The sequence below is a fragment of the Bradyrhizobium sp. F1.13.3 genome, from assembly GCF_040548265.1.
Lineage (GTDB): Bacteria > Pseudomonadota > Alphaproteobacteria > Rhizobiales > Xanthobacteraceae > Bradyrhizobium.
Genome location: NZ_JBEPRI010000033.1, coordinates 1 through 15,607, shown reverse-complemented (window position 1 = coordinate 15,607; position 15,607 = coordinate 1). Strand labels below are relative to the sequence as shown.

The 15,607-nt window shown below is 58.2% G+C and carries 10 protein-coding genes and 2 pseudogenes; 7 read left to right on the top strand and 5 right to left on the bottom strand.

Annotation, left to right across the window (positions count from 1 at the left end; genetic code table 11):
* Positions 1-655 precede the first annotated feature (655 nt).
* From ABIB66_RS41595 to ABIB66_RS41575, 5 genes are all read right to left on the bottom strand, one after another.
* Positions 656-2,626, bottom strand: a complete 1,971-nt coding sequence (locus tag ABIB66_RS41595) for a MacB family efflux pump subunit (RefSeq protein ID WP_354259634.1) — start codon at positions 2,624-2,626, stop codon at positions 656-658.
* Complete coding sequence (locus ABIB66_RS41590; protein ID WP_354259685.1) at positions 2,623-3,948, bottom strand: efflux RND transporter periplasmic adaptor subunit; 1,326 nt, start codon at positions 3,946-3,948, stop codon at positions 2,623-2,625. The genes ABIB66_RS41595 and ABIB66_RS41590 overlap by 4 nt, the downstream gene beginning before the upstream one ends.
* Before the next feature lie 45 nt (positions 3,949-3,993).
* Positions 3,994-5,490, bottom strand: coding sequence for an efflux transporter outer membrane subunit (locus tag ABIB66_RS41585; RefSeq protein ID WP_354259631.1), 1,497 nt, complete (start codon positions 5,488-5,490; stop codon positions 3,994-3,996).
* Positions 5,487-6,038, bottom strand: coding sequence for a DUF3313 family protein (locus ABIB66_RS41580; RefSeq protein WP_502918366.1), 552 nt, complete (start codon positions 6,036-6,038; stop codon positions 5,487-5,489). Before ABIB66_RS41580 ends, ABIB66_RS41585 begins: the two co-directional genes overlap by 4 nt.
* Before the next feature lie 125 nt (positions 6,039-6,163).
* Complete coding sequence (locus ABIB66_RS41575) at positions 6,164-6,325, bottom strand: hypothetical protein (protein WP_354259626.1); 162 nt, start codon at positions 6,323-6,325, stop codon at positions 6,164-6,166.
* Positions 6,326-6,509: 184 nt separating this feature from the next.
* On the opposite strand from ABIB66_RS41575, the gene ABIB66_RS41570 reads away from it, so the two are divergent.
* From ABIB66_RS41570 to ABIB66_RS41540, 7 genes and pseudogenes are all read left to right on the top strand, one after another.
* On the top strand, positions 6,510-7,271 hold the full coding sequence (locus ABIB66_RS41570) for a response regulator (RefSeq protein WP_354259623.1): 762 nt from the start codon (positions 6,510-6,512) through the stop codon (positions 7,269-7,271).
* Positions 7,271-8,611 carry an ATP-binding protein gene (locus ABIB66_RS41565; protein WP_354259620.1) on the top strand — a complete coding sequence of 447 codons (1,341 nt, stop codon included), beginning with the start codon at positions 7,271-7,273 and terminating at the stop codon, positions 8,609-8,611. The genes ABIB66_RS41570 and ABIB66_RS41565 overlap by 1 nt, the downstream gene beginning before the upstream one ends.
* A gap of 39 nt (positions 8,612-8,650) precedes the next feature.
* Positions 8,651-8,818, top strand: a pseudogene (locus ABIB66_RS41560) (IS256 family transposase); the annotation flags it as partial.
* Positions 8,819-9,488: 670 nt separating this feature from the next.
* On the top strand, positions 9,489-10,574 hold the full coding sequence (locus tag ABIB66_RS41555; RefSeq protein ID WP_354259617.1) for an HlyD family secretion protein: 1,086 nt from the start codon (positions 9,489-9,491) through the stop codon (positions 10,572-10,574).
* A 29-nt stretch (positions 10,575-10,603) separates the two neighbouring features.
* The gene (locus tag ABIB66_RS41550) at positions 10,604-12,760 is read left to right on the top strand and encodes a peptidase domain-containing ABC transporter (protein WP_354259614.1); all 2,157 of its coding nucleotides are present in this window, start codon (positions 10,604-10,606) and stop codon (positions 12,758-12,760) included.
* 368 nt (positions 12,761-13,128) lie between these two features.
* A pseudogene (locus ABIB66_RS41545) lies at positions 13,129-13,246 on the top strand (IS6 family transposase); the annotation flags it as partial.
* A gap of 680 nt (positions 13,247-13,926) precedes the next feature.
* On the top strand, positions 13,927-15,607 hold a 1,681-nt coding region (locus tag ABIB66_RS41540; protein WP_354259612.1), incomplete at its 3' end, for a formyltransferase family protein.

Sequence of the window (15,607 nt, the reverse complement as noted above, 5' to 3'; positions counted from 1 at the left end):
TTATCGTCGAAGCAATAAGTCACTGGGGTATGGGTCTGAGATCGGTAATCTGTGACCCAACGTGAATGTCACCATCGTAACGTCTACGCACGCTCCGTTTGCTCATGACACGTTGGATCCCGAACAACTCTACATCAGTTCTCCGCACTCTGAAAGGCGGACATGAGCGACAACAAAAGCAGATGGTTGATGCCCGCGAGTTGGCGTCACCCTGACCGTACAACTTCGAAGCCCAATAAGCCCGACGGGTATGACCGCCGGGCTTACCGTTACGATCTGCCAGACACTCAATCCCAAGCGCGGCGCCAGAAGCTTGACGTTCCCTTGGGCGGAGCCAGCTGGACAGGAGCTTCGACCTTTGGCGACTGCCTGAGTGCGTCTTGGCGGCGCCATCACGACGGCGCTCGGCTTCGACCTGTTCGTCATTCCAAGGACCGGCTTCGATCATCTCGCCGTGGTCGATCACATAATGTGATCGGCACTTCAATGCCCAATCGCTGATCGGCGGACGAAGCGGAATGGACTCTCCGTCGAACGTCATCTTCGAGTCGGCGTAAAAGACGCGACAATCTCCCTCGCAGCAACTACAGCAGCAGCTGTGGCCGAAAAATGGGCCGATGTGGATTGGCGCCGCGTTAGCGATCTGCGTTTCGGCCTACTCGCGAGCCAACGCTGTCACTGGATCGAGGAGCGAGGCATTGCGCGCGGGCATGTAACCAAAGATCACGCCGATCAGCGTGGAGGACAAAAAGGCGATAACAATCGAGGTCGTTGAATAGATCAGGCTGAAAGTCGAGACAAAAAAATTGAACAAGGCGCCGAATCCTAGCGCCAGACCAATGCCCAGCAAGCCGCCTATGAGACACACCAAGACGGCTTCGATCAGAAATTGCTGCAGGATATCGCTCCGACGGGCGCCAACGGCCATGCGCACGCCGATTTCACTCACCCGCTCCGAGACGGATACAAGCATAATATTCATGACACCGATTCCGCCGACGATCAGCGAAATTACGGCGATGGCGGCAACCAACAGGGTCAAAGCCTGCGCCGTAATGGTGATCGTTCGCCGAATATCATCAGTATTCAGAATAAAGAAGTCCTTGGTGGCGTGTCGCTGCGTGAGGAGCTCCGTGACTGCTCGCTCAGCGACATCGGTCGGCGTGCTATCGCCGACACGTACGCTGATACTGCGTAGCGAAGAAGCTCCGAGCAAGCGGGATTGTACCGTCGTATAGGGAAGATAGATCGACGGATTGGCGCTTGAGCCGAATCCAGCTTGTTGTGAGCGTGTCACGCCTACGATGCGGCAAGGAACCCGGCCGACCATGATGATCTCTCCGACCGGGCTTGTTGCCGTGTCTCCAAACAAGGCATTACGTGCATTATCATCGATCACGACGTCCTGCGCGACGCTTCGGACACTGTCGGCGTCGAAGTAGGCGCCTTCGGCGAGTTGTGTTCCCCTCACCTCAAAATATTGATCGCTGACTCCATTGACCTGTACGCGCGCCTCAGTTGAGCCGAAGCGCAATGTGCTACTGGTTGACACGGTTGGTGCTACCGCAGCCGCATAAGGCTCTTGGGCTAGTGCACGCGCATCGGCCACCACGAGAGTTGTGATCTGCGCTGAGCGGACATCGCCGAAATCCCTACCGGAAAAGATCTCCAGCGTGTTGGTGCCGAGATTATTGATGCTGGCGAGCACCTTCTCCTGCGAGCCTGCCCCCAGTGCGACCACGCATACGACCGACGCGACCCCGATGACGATACCGAGCATCGTCAGGAACGTACGGAGTCGATGAGCATTCATCGATAGCATCGCCATCCGCAGAGCCTCTCGAAAACGGTCGAGCAGCAGCTTCCATGCGATCCTAGGTGCGATGGCCAACGCTCCCGGCTCTGCGTCGCCTTCCGCAAGTTCGAGGCCGGACGCACGACGGTTTGATTGGTCGGATACGATAATGCCGTCACGCATCTCGATGATGCGTTCAGCCCGGCGGGCGAGCGTCATATCGTGAGTTACGATGATGATCGTCCGGCCCTCGGCGTGAAGCTCGTCAAGGATGCGCAGCACCTCCTCGCCGCTCTTACTGTCCAACGCACCGGTCGGCTCGTCGGCGAGGATCACGTTCGCGCCGTTCATGAGCGCCCGGGCGATTGACACGCGTTGCTGCTGGCCGCCGGAAAGCTGACCGGGTCTGTGATCGACACGGCCAGCCATGCCGAGGCGGTTAAGGATGCTCGTCGCCTTTAACCGCCGTTCACTCGGTGTGAGGCCGGCATAGATCGCCGGCATTTCCACATTGCCGATCGCCGTCAACTCCGTGAGGAGATGATATCGCTGAAAGATGAAGCCGAAATGCTCTCGCCGAAGCGCCGCAAGCTCGTCCATGTCGAGCGAAGCCGTCTCGCGGCCGAAGATCCGATAATTGCCTGAGGTCGGCCTATCGAGACATCCCATAATATTCATGAGCGTCGATTTTCCAGATCCGGAAGCACCGACGATCGCGACCATCTCGCCCGTTTCGATTTTCAGATTGAAGTGGGCGAGCGCAACGACTGTCGTTTCACCTGAAGGATACGCGCGACCGACGTCTTGGAGTTCAATGAGCGGCAAAGTCATCGCGACATTCCCACGGACGTCGGCACCGGCGTCGCGCTCCGTTGGCTTACAACGTGCTCCCCGTCCTTGAGGCCGTTGAGGACTTCGGCCGTGATCTTGTTGTTCAGGCCGATCTTGACCGTCTTAAGTGTCGTTGTGCCTGCGGTTTCGATGACCTGCACCGTGTAGCTGCCATCAGCAGCTGGCCCGTTGAGCGCCGCGGCGGGAATGGTCAAGACGTTTTGAGCTTCGCCCAGAACGATGTGGACCTGGGCCGTCATGTAGGTGCGGAGACGATTGTCCGCATTGGGTACGTTGAAAATGCCGTTGTAGTAAATGGCCGCTGACGAAGAAGACGAGGATGAACCGTTGGAAACGGATGAGCTGGATGAACTGAAGCTGCTGTCGCTCCTGATGGAGTCCGGCGCAGGCTCAATAGATTGAAGGGTTGCACGATAACGATTGTCGGGCTCGCCAAGGATCGTGAAATAAACGTTTTGACCGGGCCTGACCTTGACGACATCCGCCTCGGAAATCTCCACCCGGATCGTCATGGTATCGAGTTGACCCATGACGACAATGGTCGGTGCGGACTGCACCGCATTGACCGTTTGCCCTTCCTGGGTCACGACGGCCAGTACCGTGCCATCGATCGGAGCGGTGATGCGGGTGTAGGAGAGATTGATCCGGGCAGTCTCGACTGCAACCTCTCCCTGAGTGATCTGGGCGTCCAATTGTGCGATCTGCGCGCGCGTCGCCTTTACATTAGCCTCGGCGGAGTCATAGTCGGCGCGAGACGATGCTCTCTGCGCCAGCGTCATTTGCTGGCGTGCAAGAGACGACTCCGCAAGAGCGAGCGTCGCCTCCTTTTCCTGACGTAGGGCACGGGTGTTTTGCAGCACGGCTTGCGCGGTTCGCAACGAATTCTGCTGGGTCAATGAATCGATTTCTGCGACGAGGTCGCCAGCCCTGACATTCTGGCCAAGCACAACTTTGAGAGACGTTAAGCGGCCGGAGACTTGCGCGCCGACTGCGACGAGCTTGACCGGCTTCAGCATGCCGCTTGCGAGAACGGTCTGCTCGACATCGCCGATCGTGACCGTTGCAGTCATCGGGTTCGCTGCTTGTCTTGGAAAGAGCCTTGTTTTTGCGAACCAACCGAGAGCGAGAGCAACACTGACAATCGCAACCAGCAGAACGGCTCGACGTTTGGTGCGGGAGGGAGGCGAATGCGTGGGACTGCCATTAGGCCCTTGTGAAGGCGCATCGGGACCCGGCCGTTGCGGAAAGTTTGGGCCGGATTTGCGCTCGCCCTTCGATCTTTCCGCAATGTCGCTTGTCATTGGCATCATGGTAATAGGCACTCGGTCTCCGGAGCGGTGCACGACTTATCGCTTCCGCGCGAAGCGTGGACCGGCGTTGGTATCGATGATTTCTGGTCGGGAGGCGTCGATAGTACCATCCCAGCCGCCTCCCAGAGCTTTTGCGAGCGCAATATAGTTTTTGGCGATGGCTGTACGGCTTTGAAGGAGTGCGTCTTCAGCCGAGTATCGCGAGCGTTCGGCATCGAGGACATCCAGAAAGCTGGTTGAGCCTGTCTCATAGAGCGAGCGCGATAAACGGAATGCCTCTCCGTAGCGTCGTGCGGCTTCCGCCAAACTACGGATCTTGATGCGGTCCTGTGCCAGCGAGACGATCGCGTTCTCGACATCTTCGAGAGCCTTAACCACAGCGGACCGCCAGGCGATGTCGTATCGGTCACGCTGCGCTTGGGCGACTGTAACGGCGGCGCTGAGTTGGCCGCGATTGAAGACAGGGACGCTGAGCGTGGGTCCGAACGACCAGCCGATCGACGAATTCTTTCCGAGATCTCCGATCCTGAGCCCTGTGGTGGAAACGGAACCGGTCAGGCTGACAGTCGGATAGAGTGCCGCTTCTGCTTGGCCGATCCTCGCTGTGTATTGCGCCAGCTGCCGTTCCGCGCTGCGGACATCGGGCCTGTTCACGAGGACATCAGCAGGAATCCCGGTGGGTAAGGGCAGTCTCGGAGCCGGTATGGCGGTGGAGCGCGCCATCCGCTGCGTGAGAACCGACGGGTCGCGTCCGAGCAGGATACCCAGGCGATGGACCTCTTGTGCATATGCTGCGTCGTAGGTTGGAACGTTGGCTTCTGTGCTCGCCGATTGCGCGAACGCCCTTTCCACATCAACGGCCGCGGCCGAGCCTGCCTCGAAGCTTCTCTGCGTCAAGGCTGCGGTCTCGCGTTGGGACGTAGCCGCCCGGCGGGCAAGTGCACTGCGTGCCTGGTTGCCGCGCGCTTCGACATAGTAGGACGCTACATCTCCGATCAGCGTGAGGAGTGTCGACCGCAGGTCGTCGTCGGCAGCGTCGACGCCGTAGGATGCGGCTTCGACAGCCCGGCGCTGAGCGCCGAAGAGGTCTAGTTCCCAACTTGCATCGAACCCTGCCTGGAATTGATTGTAAGCCGAGGCTGGATCCGATCCAGTGGCAGAGGCGCTCGGCCTCCCGTTCCGTGTCGCCAGGCCGCGGCCGTTGACCGATGGAAACAGCGCGCCGATCGCCTGTTGGTGATATGCGCGCGCCTCGCGAATTCTGGCTTTCGCTGCCGCGACGTCGAGATTGTCTTGCACCGCATCCGCGATCAGTGCATTTAGTGTCGGATCATTCAGACGTCGCCACCATTGCGCCAGAACGACGGCTTGTGGCGCGGGCGTCTTCTTATCTTGATGCCAGCGCGTTGGCAGATTGATCGATGGGCCTTCATAATCCGGGCCGACGGCGCAGCCCGCCAGCAGCGACGCCGCAGCTACCAACACGAGCTGGAGTCCACATCGATTTGGTCTGATGTCATTGACGGGCTTCACGGCTTGCTCGCTGGAACTGCACCGTCATCAGACCATTCGGGCGGCAGGCCAATACTGTCGGCGATCATTCCCGGAACGCCGGGATCGCGGCCGAACCCCTCGCAGGCAGCGTATTTGGCCTTTCCGCCAAGCGACCAGTCGATTTTCTCCCGAGAGGGCGCATCCGGCAGCTTTCCGAACGGACTGCCGCCCGTGACAAGCAGGCGGCTAAAGTCCGCGCCGAAGGAATTCGCCAGGGTATAGGCGTCTGCTGCCTTGGACATCTCCGGCGAAGCTGTGAGGGAGTCCGCGCCGCAAGCCCAGATCATGGCGGCCTGCTGCCTGTTTGTGCTATCCACCGCTTCGGCCTCAATCGTCAGGCTTCCCAGTCCGATCGGAATACGTGGGACCGGAATCGGTACGCCGAGGCTGAGCACTGCTGGAATGATCGAAAAAATCTTGGATGCTCCCGCGACCACTTCATCGGTGGCCGCGGCATGGGTCACAACCGCACGAACGGTCAAGTCGGCTGGCGCGTTCGGAAAAACGATTTGAAACCGATCGCTCAAACCAATGCACACCGATCGGTCGACGGCGTTGCCGACCAGACGCGCGAGTCTTCGCTGCGAGAACCTCGTTCTTCCTAATTCGAATGAGAGACTTCGACAGTACGCCGTTCGATGGAGCCATGCCGTCACGGGACGAAAGCGCCGCGGGTCATTAGCGCCGTAGCGCAGCCGGACAAAAGAAACATCGATACGCCTGCGGCGGAGATGCGCGGCGCGAATTTATGAGCTAAAGCAAATCCGGACAGCCGGATGGCGATGATGATCAGGTCAAACGCAAGCATCGCCAATGGCACCCCTCGAGTAATCGAAGCGGCACGATAAGACGAGATGTCCCGAGAGGGGATTAAGTCATGTTAAGAGATGTTTCGTGTCACCGAGTTGGCATCGGGGAATCAGGCTTCACAGGGGATCTTAACAAAAAAACACAACTGCAACGGTGACCGCAGCAATACGCGCCCATAAATTGACGTAATGGCAGCCTTACAGGATTGCGTGCTTTCCGTGTTCTCCGCCTCTTCTGACTCGAAAGCACGCATCCTGTGTGTTGAAGACGACGTGGAAATCGCGCGTATGCTGTCCGAGGTTCTCGAGGAGAACGGCTTCAAACCTTCATTCGTCGGATCAGCCACGGAGATGGACACGGTATTAAGCCGGGAGAACGTCGACCTCGTGGTCCTCGACATCATGTTGCCGGGCGAGGACGGACTCAGTATTTGCCGCCGGCTCAGGGCTACTTCCTCGATCCCGATCATCATGCTCACTGCGCGTGGCGACGACATAGATCGGATAGTAGGTCTCGAGATCGGTGCTGATGATTATGTGTCGAAGCCCTTCAATTCTCGCGAGCTCGTCGCGCGCATACGTGCGCTCCTACGGCGTGCTGAGACCACGCCGGGGCTTGTGCGCTTCCGAACGCGACCGCTGGTCTTCGCCGGATGGCGGATTGATGCCTCCCTCCGCGAACTACATAACCCCGAAGGTGTCAGGATTGCATTGACCTGTGTGGAGTTCGATCTTCTGCTGGCATTCTGCCGCAATCCCGGCCGAATCTTATCGAGAGAGCAGTTGCTCGAGCTGATCCATGGCGGCCATGTCGGGCCCATTGAACGCAGCATCGACGTTCATATCAGTCGCATCCGTCAAAAGATTGAGGCTGATCCGCGGGATCCCTTGATGATCAAAACAATACGTCTCGCGGGTTATGTGTTTACGCCGGCGGTGGAGCAGACCTGATGGTGCTGTTCGACCGCCTGAAGCCGCGCAGCATCACTACTCAGATAACAGGTATTGTCTTTGTTTCTGTGCTTCTGGGCATGATGCTCACAATCGCGATCGTTATCGTCTTGTTCGGAGTGAAGGCTCCAAAAGACAGTCCGGCCGCCGTGGCGTCACGTATCAGCCACGTGACTCGGCTTATCCGAGCGGCCAAAGGTCCAACGGAAACCGATATTGTTCTATCGGCGGCTCGAACCGCAGGCGTTCAGGTCGGTCGTATCGCAATGTCAGAGCTGAAATCTGGGCCACGAGACTCCAACTTGCCGGCCCAATCCTGGTCCTTCATGAGACAGTTGGATTCCGAGCCGGGAATCGAGGTCCTTGAGAGTCTCCGATATGCGCCAGGTCCGGAGCAACAGCTCGCGGTAAAGCTTGATGATCAGTACGCCCTGATCTTCGACGCGACTACAGAAACAAGTCTCTGGCCAGTCTTCCTTACACAGACGGCATTGATTCTGACAATCGTTCTGATCTTTGTACTCCTCCTTTCGATGTACGCGGTACGCTGGATAATCGCACCGTTGGCTGCCGTGGCCCAAGCGGCACTGTCGTTCGGCCGCTCACCACAGGACGACCAAACCATCAAACGTACGGGCCCATGCGAAATCACTCAGGTTGCGGATGCTCTCAACGAGATGCGCACGCGCATCCGCGCACTCCTCGACGACCGTACTCGGATGCTCGCCGCCATAAGTCACGATCTCAGGACTCCGCTTACACGATTGAGGCTGCGAGCCGAGCGCGTGATGGAGCGCAGCCTAGGGGATGCCATGCTCAGTGACATCGCCAATGTTAGCCGCATGCTCGATGAGACGCTGGACTATTTACGTGAAGAGGGGAAATCCGAAGCAATGTCTCGACTCGATCTTCCCAGCCTCCTGCAGACGATTTGCTCGGAGTTCGGTGACGTAGGGCATAACGTCTCTTACGAGGGGCCTCCTCGGCTCGTCTGGTCGGCTCGGTCGAAAGCGCTGACGCGTGCTGTAACCAATATCGTTGAGAATGGTATCAAGCACGGCAACACGGTCATTGTGTCTCTCAGGTCTGGACCCCATAAGGGGCTCGAAATCGAAGTTGGCGACGACGGCCCAGGAATTCCCGAGACGCTTCGCGACAGGGTGTTTGAACCGTTCTTCAAAGGCGACAGCGCGCGTACCCAGGACGGAGATGGGTTCGGCCTTGGCTTGTCGATCGCGCAAGATATTATCAAACGACACGGCGGGAGCATTGACCTACTTGCACGCGATCCGGCGGGCCTGACGGTCAGGATTATTCTGCCCGCCGAAATATCTCTTTAGACGTAAGATCGAGAGACGACGTAAGGTCAAGAGTCATTTGAGTTCAAGCGGCGGCTCAGGACGCAGACCGTGCTGCCGTCCGCAGACACCGCTGCCATACCGTTATGGGCGCTGCTCGCCTCCCGCCAGATCAACATGCGCAAGGTCGATGGTTGGCAGACGCTCGCCACCGAACCCATCGATCAGCCAATTGACCTCGCCGCCTGAACCGCTACCTTCAATGTTACCGGAGATCGCCACCGCGAATTCCAACTATTCCCCGGGTGGCACCGCAAGATCTGCTCGTTGTCGCTCTCCTGACACACCTCGTTCTGGTCCCAGCTTGGTTTGTCGTATCGGAGACGCGGCGACGCTCGGCCTGCACGCCGCCGCACGCTCACTTTAGCCGCTGAATAGGTGCAGAACGGTGTTCTGGGTCTCCACCAACGCAGTTGGCACGATCCTTGATCTCCTCTCTTTGCGCAGCGACCCCAGACTCCATCACTCATAGAAAGAGTGCAAACAATGAAGACCGACATGTCATTCTACGGTGTAACCGAACTAACTCCTGAAGAAGCGTCCGCAACTTCGGGAGGGGGTTTTTGGGCGGTTGCAGGAATAGTTTTCCCCGTTGGGGGAGTAATAGCCGGCGTGATCATTGCGGGTAAGCTTGTATGCGACGCGATCCGCGGTCGCCACCACTAAGCGGCCCAAGCTCATTATAAGTCATATTGAGAGCGCGGCGCTGGTCCAGTGTATGCTCATACGGAAGCACACCAGCGTCGCGCGGTGAAGACAGGGTTTCCATGGAAACTGCCAATTGTCAAAGATCCTACTTCCTCCTGAAACAATCAGCTATTCTGCAGAGAGCATTCTCTCGCGACGATCAGGACGATCTTTGGTCATCTACAAGATCATTGTGCTCTTCGTTGTTGCGGCGTTGGTGTCGCTGCCACTTATAACCGTAACGGTTTCTGTTCAAAGTCCCGGTAGCATTCGCCCCTCCCTGGAGAAGACGCCCCTGATCGCACCCGTCTCAGGACGGATCTCGCGTATTCTTGCCGTTGAGAATGACTTGGTTACGCACGGGCAAGAGATCCTTGCCCTCGATGATAAGGTGGTTGTGGAAAAGCTCAGCGCGCTTACAGGCCAAATCCGCGTAAAGAGCGATCTCGTCCGTGACCTCGAGAGCCTAATCTCTTCCGGCGCGCAGGCAGATGTCCCCATCCGCTTCTTGACCCAGTCCGCCACGGCCGAGCGGCTGCATTTTATCAACCTACTGCGGGAGAACCAATATGCCCGCAGTAATGCCGCGGCAGAACTCGAACGCGCTCAGCGACTCGTCTCGGTTAATGCAGTACCCGCCAAGACGGTCGAGGAAAAGGCTCTCGCTCTCCGGATTCTCGACGTGAAAGGCGAGATTCTCACCCAGAGCAAATCGGCCGAATGGAATCAGAAGCTCTCCGATGCTAACCTCCGCCTTACGGAACTCACAGCCAGCTTGCATCAGCTCGAGAACGAACGCGATCTGACCCGCATTCAAGCTCCGGTGTCCGGCGCTCTCGAGCAATTCTCCGGCCTCACTCCCGGCAGCTACGTCCAGGCGGGCCAAACCGTTGCTTGGGTCTCGCCGGACCGCGAGTTAGTGGCTGAAATCTACGTTTCGCCGAACGACATCGGCTTCGTGCGGCCGGGCCAGTCGGTGCGGCTCCAAGTGGATGCCTTCAACTACAATCAATGGGGTGTCATCGACGCGACAGTGCTGGACGTGGCGCAGGACTTCACGCTCCATGATAGGAGCCCGGTCTTCAAGGTCCGCTGTGCGCTCTCTCGCAGCCATCTCGCACTCAAAAACGGGGTCATCGGTCACCTGAAGAAAGGCATGACCGTGCGGGCCCGCTTCCTTCTGGCCGACCGCACCCTCCTGCAACTACTCTACAATGAGGCCGACGCTTTGCTCAATCCGCTCCTGGCGGCCCGCTAATTCTTGATTTTCCAAGCCAGCGAGCCGCCATGTCGAGCAAGGTCATCAAGTTCAAGCAGCGCGACATCACAGATTGCGGGGCCGCCAGCCTTGCTTCTGTCGCAGCATCCTATGGCTATAAGCTGCCATTGTCGCGCATCCGCCAGTATGCCTCGACCGACCGCTCCGGCACCACAGTGTTGGGCCTCGCGCAAGCGGCTCAAAAGCTCGGCTTCATCGCCAAGGGTGTGAAGGGTGGGTTCGACAGCCTGTACAAGATCCCCAAGCCCGCCATCGCGCACGTAATCGTCAAGGAGGTCCTCCACCACTTCGTCGTAATCCAGGCGATTGACACGAGATGGGTCACCGTCATGGACCCCGCCTATGGCGAAATTCGCAAGCTTTCGCACGAGGAATTCAAGACGCAATGGACTGGCGTCCTGGTGCTCCTGGTTCCGGCAGACAACTTCAAGCGCCGCAACGAGACCACCTCGCCCCTCGCCCGCTTCGCCGGTCTGGTTGCGCCACACAGGGAGGTGATGGCGCAGGCTCTGGTCGGGGCGCTGGTGACGACAATCCTCGGTCTCTCGACGGCCATCTACGTCCAGAAGATCGTCGATCATGTGATCACAGCGGGCAACCGCAACCTGCTCAACCTTATGAGCGTCGCCATGCTGCTGATCCTAGTGCCACAGGTCCTGATCAGTCTTGTCGGAAGCCGGCTCGTCCTGCAAACGGGGCAGAAGATCGATGTCTGCTTGATCCTCGGCTACTACAATCACATCCTAAGCCTGCCCCAGAAGTTCTTCGATAGCATGCGAATGGGCGAAATCGTATCCCGCATGAACGACGCGGTAAAGATCAGGAGCTTTCTGAACGACGTCTCGATCACCATGTTCGTCGACGTGCTGGTGATACTGTTCTCATTCGGGCTGATGTTCCTCTACTCATGGAAGATCGCTTTGGTTGTGGCGGTCTCCATCCCACCGTACCTCTTAGTCTACTGGGCCATTAACCGGCTGAATCGGAAGCGCGAGCGCGCCATTATGGAAAATGCAGCCGATGTGGAGGCGCAGCTGGTTGAATCACTCGGAGCAGTCTCCACGATCAAGACCTTCGGTTTAGAAAGCTTTGCCGGCTTTAAGATGGAGACCCGCTTCGTCAAGACGCTGCACTCCGTTTACAGCTCCGGCCTCATCTCGGTTTTCGGAGACAACGCCTCGACTTTCCTCTCGACCCTATTTACCATCGCGCTGATGTGGTTTGGTGCGACGCTTGCCCTCGATCAGACCATTACGCCCGGCGAATTACTTTCCTGCTATACGTTGCTGGGCCATATCACCGGGCCGGTTGCCAGCCTGATCCACACAAATCGGCTCGTCCAGGATGCCCTTATCGCGGCGGATCGCCTGTTCGAGATCTTCGACCTGGAGCCGGCAAGAGGGGGCGGCATTATTGCCACCAAGTCCGACCTTGGCGATATCCGCCTGGAGAACGTAACGTTCCGCTATGGCGCGCAGCCGGAGCTCTTCCAGGATCTCAGCCTCACCTTCCGTCGAGGCGAGATCACGGCTGTGGTGGGGGAAAGCGGCTCGGGCAAGAGCTCGCTTGCGGCGCTGCTGCAAAATGTCTACCCGCTTGAGGGCGGACGCATCCGGATCGGCCGCTATGACCTCCAGGACCTCACGACCGTATCTCTGCGAAAGCTTGTTGCCGCGGTACCGCAATCGATCGACGTGTTCTCGGGCTCAGTGATCGAGAACATTGCACTTGGCGAGTTCGAGCCGGACACCAAGAAGATCGTGCAAATCTGCGATCAAGTAGGGCTGCGAGAGGTAATCGAGCGCTGGCCCGGCGGCTTCCAGGCCCATCTGGGTGAGAACGGCGTGCGCCCCTCCGGCGGCGAGAAGCAGCGCCTTGCGTTGGCTCGGGCTTTGTACCGGGATCCGGAGATCTTAATCCTCGACGAGGCGACCGCCTCTCTCGACTCCCACGCCGAGACGTTTGTGCTACAAGCGGTTGAGGATCTGCGTCGGGCCGGTAAGATCATCGTCGTCATCTCTCATCGTCTCTACACGATTTGCGGAGCCGACAAGATCGTGGTCTTAGACAAGGGGCGAGTTGTTGCGGAAGGAAGGCATCCTGATCTGCTGACGGCTGAAGGCGCTTACGCTCGCTTGTGGCGGGCGCAAACCGGATCCAGCTAACAGGTTCAAGTGGGGAGGTGATCGCAGATCCCGGGATCCTTCACCACACAAGAATGTCGAAAGCCCGACAAAAGAGCCCAGATCGGGCCTGCAAGAATGAAGAAGTGGCGCAAAGCAACAGGTGCCTAATCTGGCGCGTAAGTTGCTGGATTTGGCTGCCAGGCGCGTTTCCGCTCCGGTGCAGTAACACACTTGTAGCGGCTCCCTACCTTTGGGGAGACCGATGCTTAGGCACCCAATGGATCCAGGGCGACCGTTAACTGCGAATCTGGTCCGAAGCGGGCTCAATCGTCGGCGGTTGCGTTTGAACAATTGGACGCGTCGAAACAGAGTATAGCGGATGAACGTTTGTCAAAGTGTCGGAAGGCTTCCGTCATGCTTCGCGCGAACGAGCCTTTGCGACTTGGCGCGAAATCTCCGCGACAAGCGCTATCGCCGAATCTCGAACCTTTGAGAATCGCCTCCTTCGGCTCGGCGGTCGATTAAGTTGACGATGCCCCTCAGGCAGATGTTCGAGTTCGGCGCTAGAAGCAACCGTCAGAGTTTGAAGTCGCCATGTTTCGCCATATCGAGCTGAAGACGTTATGTCCGCAACTGCACACTGAGGCTCAAATATTTCGGCGCCACGGCGCGAAGCGCGTGCTCTTTCGCTCTTCAAGCAGGATTTGTACAGCCTCTTTGTGGCACGCAAATTGCTATATGGTGAGGAATCTATAGAATATAGCGATCCCGTGGTCGCCCGCCCAGAAAGTCAGATGAAGCCTTGTTCGACTGATTCAAATCACCGCCATAGACGCTGCAGGGTTGACTGCGGTCCCGCCAATTGACGCTTAGTCGCGACCGTCGAAGGTGCCGCTCTTGCTTCTTCGCGCTGGATAACTCTCAAGGCTGGCCGGATTTGACTAGCATTTCGCACGGCAGCTCTCGAGCAAATCCTGCGACAGGCCTGAGTCTCTATGGTGCGGGGCGCCTTGGGTGGGGCCGCTCGACCTGCGCGATGGATTGGCTAAGGGATGAAGATGGTGCATCGGTCTCCTCCAATGCGGACGGATGCTTGCGGGCTAGGCGAAAGTGGTGGGCTCCAAGCTGCAACTCCGTCAATCTATTCTAGCGTCTTTGTTGGTGGTGGTACGCTAGCCATCAGGTGTGCGCAGCTAGCACGGGAGATGGGCCACGACATCCGCGTGGCGCTGTGTGCCGACGCCACATTCGCCAATTGGGCCGCTCGCGCTAATATCCCGTGCGTTGTGAGCGTTGAAGAGCTCGCCGCGTTGCTGAAGGCCGAGCCGGTGGAATGGATTTTTTCCGTTGCCAATCCGTTCGTATTGCCGCCGGAGGTGTTTGGGCGAGCCCGTCAAGGCGCTTTCAACTACCATGACGGTCCGTTGCCGCGATATGCGGGAACTCATGCGACGTCTTGGGCGCTTCTTGCCCGAGAGACTGAACATGGCATCACGTGGCATCGTATTGATCATGGGGTTGATACTGGTGAGCTGGTAGTACAACGCCAAGTGTTGATTGCGCCGAGCGATACGGCGTTGACGCTGAACCTGAAATGTTATGAGGCTGCTATCGAGGGCTTCCGCGAACTTCTAATCGGCTTAACAAATGGAGAGCTCGGTGCTCGTCCGCAGGCGCTAGCGGACCGAAGTTTTTTCCCGAAACATCGACGCCCAGATGCTGCGGGCTGTCTGCGATGGGATCAATCCGCACAGGGGCTGGCAGCGATGACGCGCGCCTTAGATTTTGGCCCGTATCATGCCAATCCGTTGGGGCTGTCCAAGGCTCTCCTAGGCGATGATGTCGTCGCCGTCAGGCGCTTGGAAGTAACGGCTGGGCGCTCGGGCTTTGCGGCGGGGTCTCTAGTTGAAATCCATCCCAGCCACTGGCGTGTCGCGACAGGCACAGAAGATGTTGATGTTTGGTTTGACGACTCAGATGGTCAGGCTCTGGACGCGCGGGCACTAGCCAGGCGTTCTGATCGCGATGTAGGCGACCGACTCCCGATTCTAAGCGATGATGAGGCGCGGGGCATAACGGTTGCGCATGAGATGTTGGTGCCTCGGGAGAGTTTTTGGCGACGGCGGCTAGAGCAGTTCAAAACATCCCAGCTTCCTTTTCTATCCTCTGTAGAAGCCTTGGCTACGCCCAGATGGCAGTCGAGTTCGTGGCGAATTCCAGGTGCGTTGGCTGAGCTGTCCCCCAGTGATCGCACGGAATTCTTACTAACTGCTTGGCTGATCTATCTCGCCCGCGTCACGGGGGAATCAGAGCTTCAATTGGGATGGACTCCCGCGCCGAATGGATCGCGAGCCGGCTTGAAAGCGCTCGAGGTGCTTGTCGCGTCTGTCGTGCCGATGGCAATTGCCATCGACCTCGATAAAGATTTCGCGGAGGCGCGTACGGCGGTCGCGGCCGAATTCGCTCAACTGAACGAGCAGGATAGCTTTGCGCGCGATCTGGTTGTTCGATGCCCGACTTTGCGCAGTGTGGAGGCGCTACGATTGCGCCGTCCCTGGCCGGTTGGCGTTACGGTTACTGTAAATGGCGGATCTGCAACTGGCGATTTAGCTTCGAGCCCGATTTCTGAGGCGGCCCTGGCTGGTGAGGCGCTAACGTTTGAGGTTTGCGCTCTGGATGGGAGCTTCCGATGGCACTTTGATGCAAGTCGCCTGGAGCTCGATCAGATCGACCGTATGACACAGCATTTGCAGAATTTGTTGTGTGCTGTGAGGGCCGATGCGCAGCAGCCGGTGGGGCGGATTGAGCTGCTGCCACCTGACGAGCGGGCGTATCTGGTGGAGGAGCTGAACCGGACGGCGGCGGCCTATCCGTCGGAAGTGTGCA

Coding starts and splice junctions, on each gene's coding strand:
- ABIB66_RS41595 (WP_354259634.1), bottom strand. CDS start 2,626: ATGACTTTGCCGCTCATTGAACTCCAAGACGTCGGTCGCGCGTATCCT.
- ABIB66_RS41570 (WP_354259623.1), top strand. CDS start 6,510: ATGGCAGCCTTACAGGATTGCGTGCTTTCCGTGTTCTCCGCCTCTTCT.
- ABIB66_RS41590 (WP_354259685.1), bottom strand. CDS start 3,948: ATGACAAGCGACATTGCGGAAAGATCGAAGGGCGAGCGCAAATCCGGC.
- ABIB66_RS41565 (WP_354259620.1), top strand. CDS start 7,271: ATGGTGCTGTTCGACCGCCTGAAGCCGCGCAGCATCACTACTCAGATA.
- ABIB66_RS41550 (WP_354259614.1), top strand. CDS start 10,604: ATGTCGAGCAAGGTCATCAAGTTCAAGCAGCGCGACATCACAGATTGC.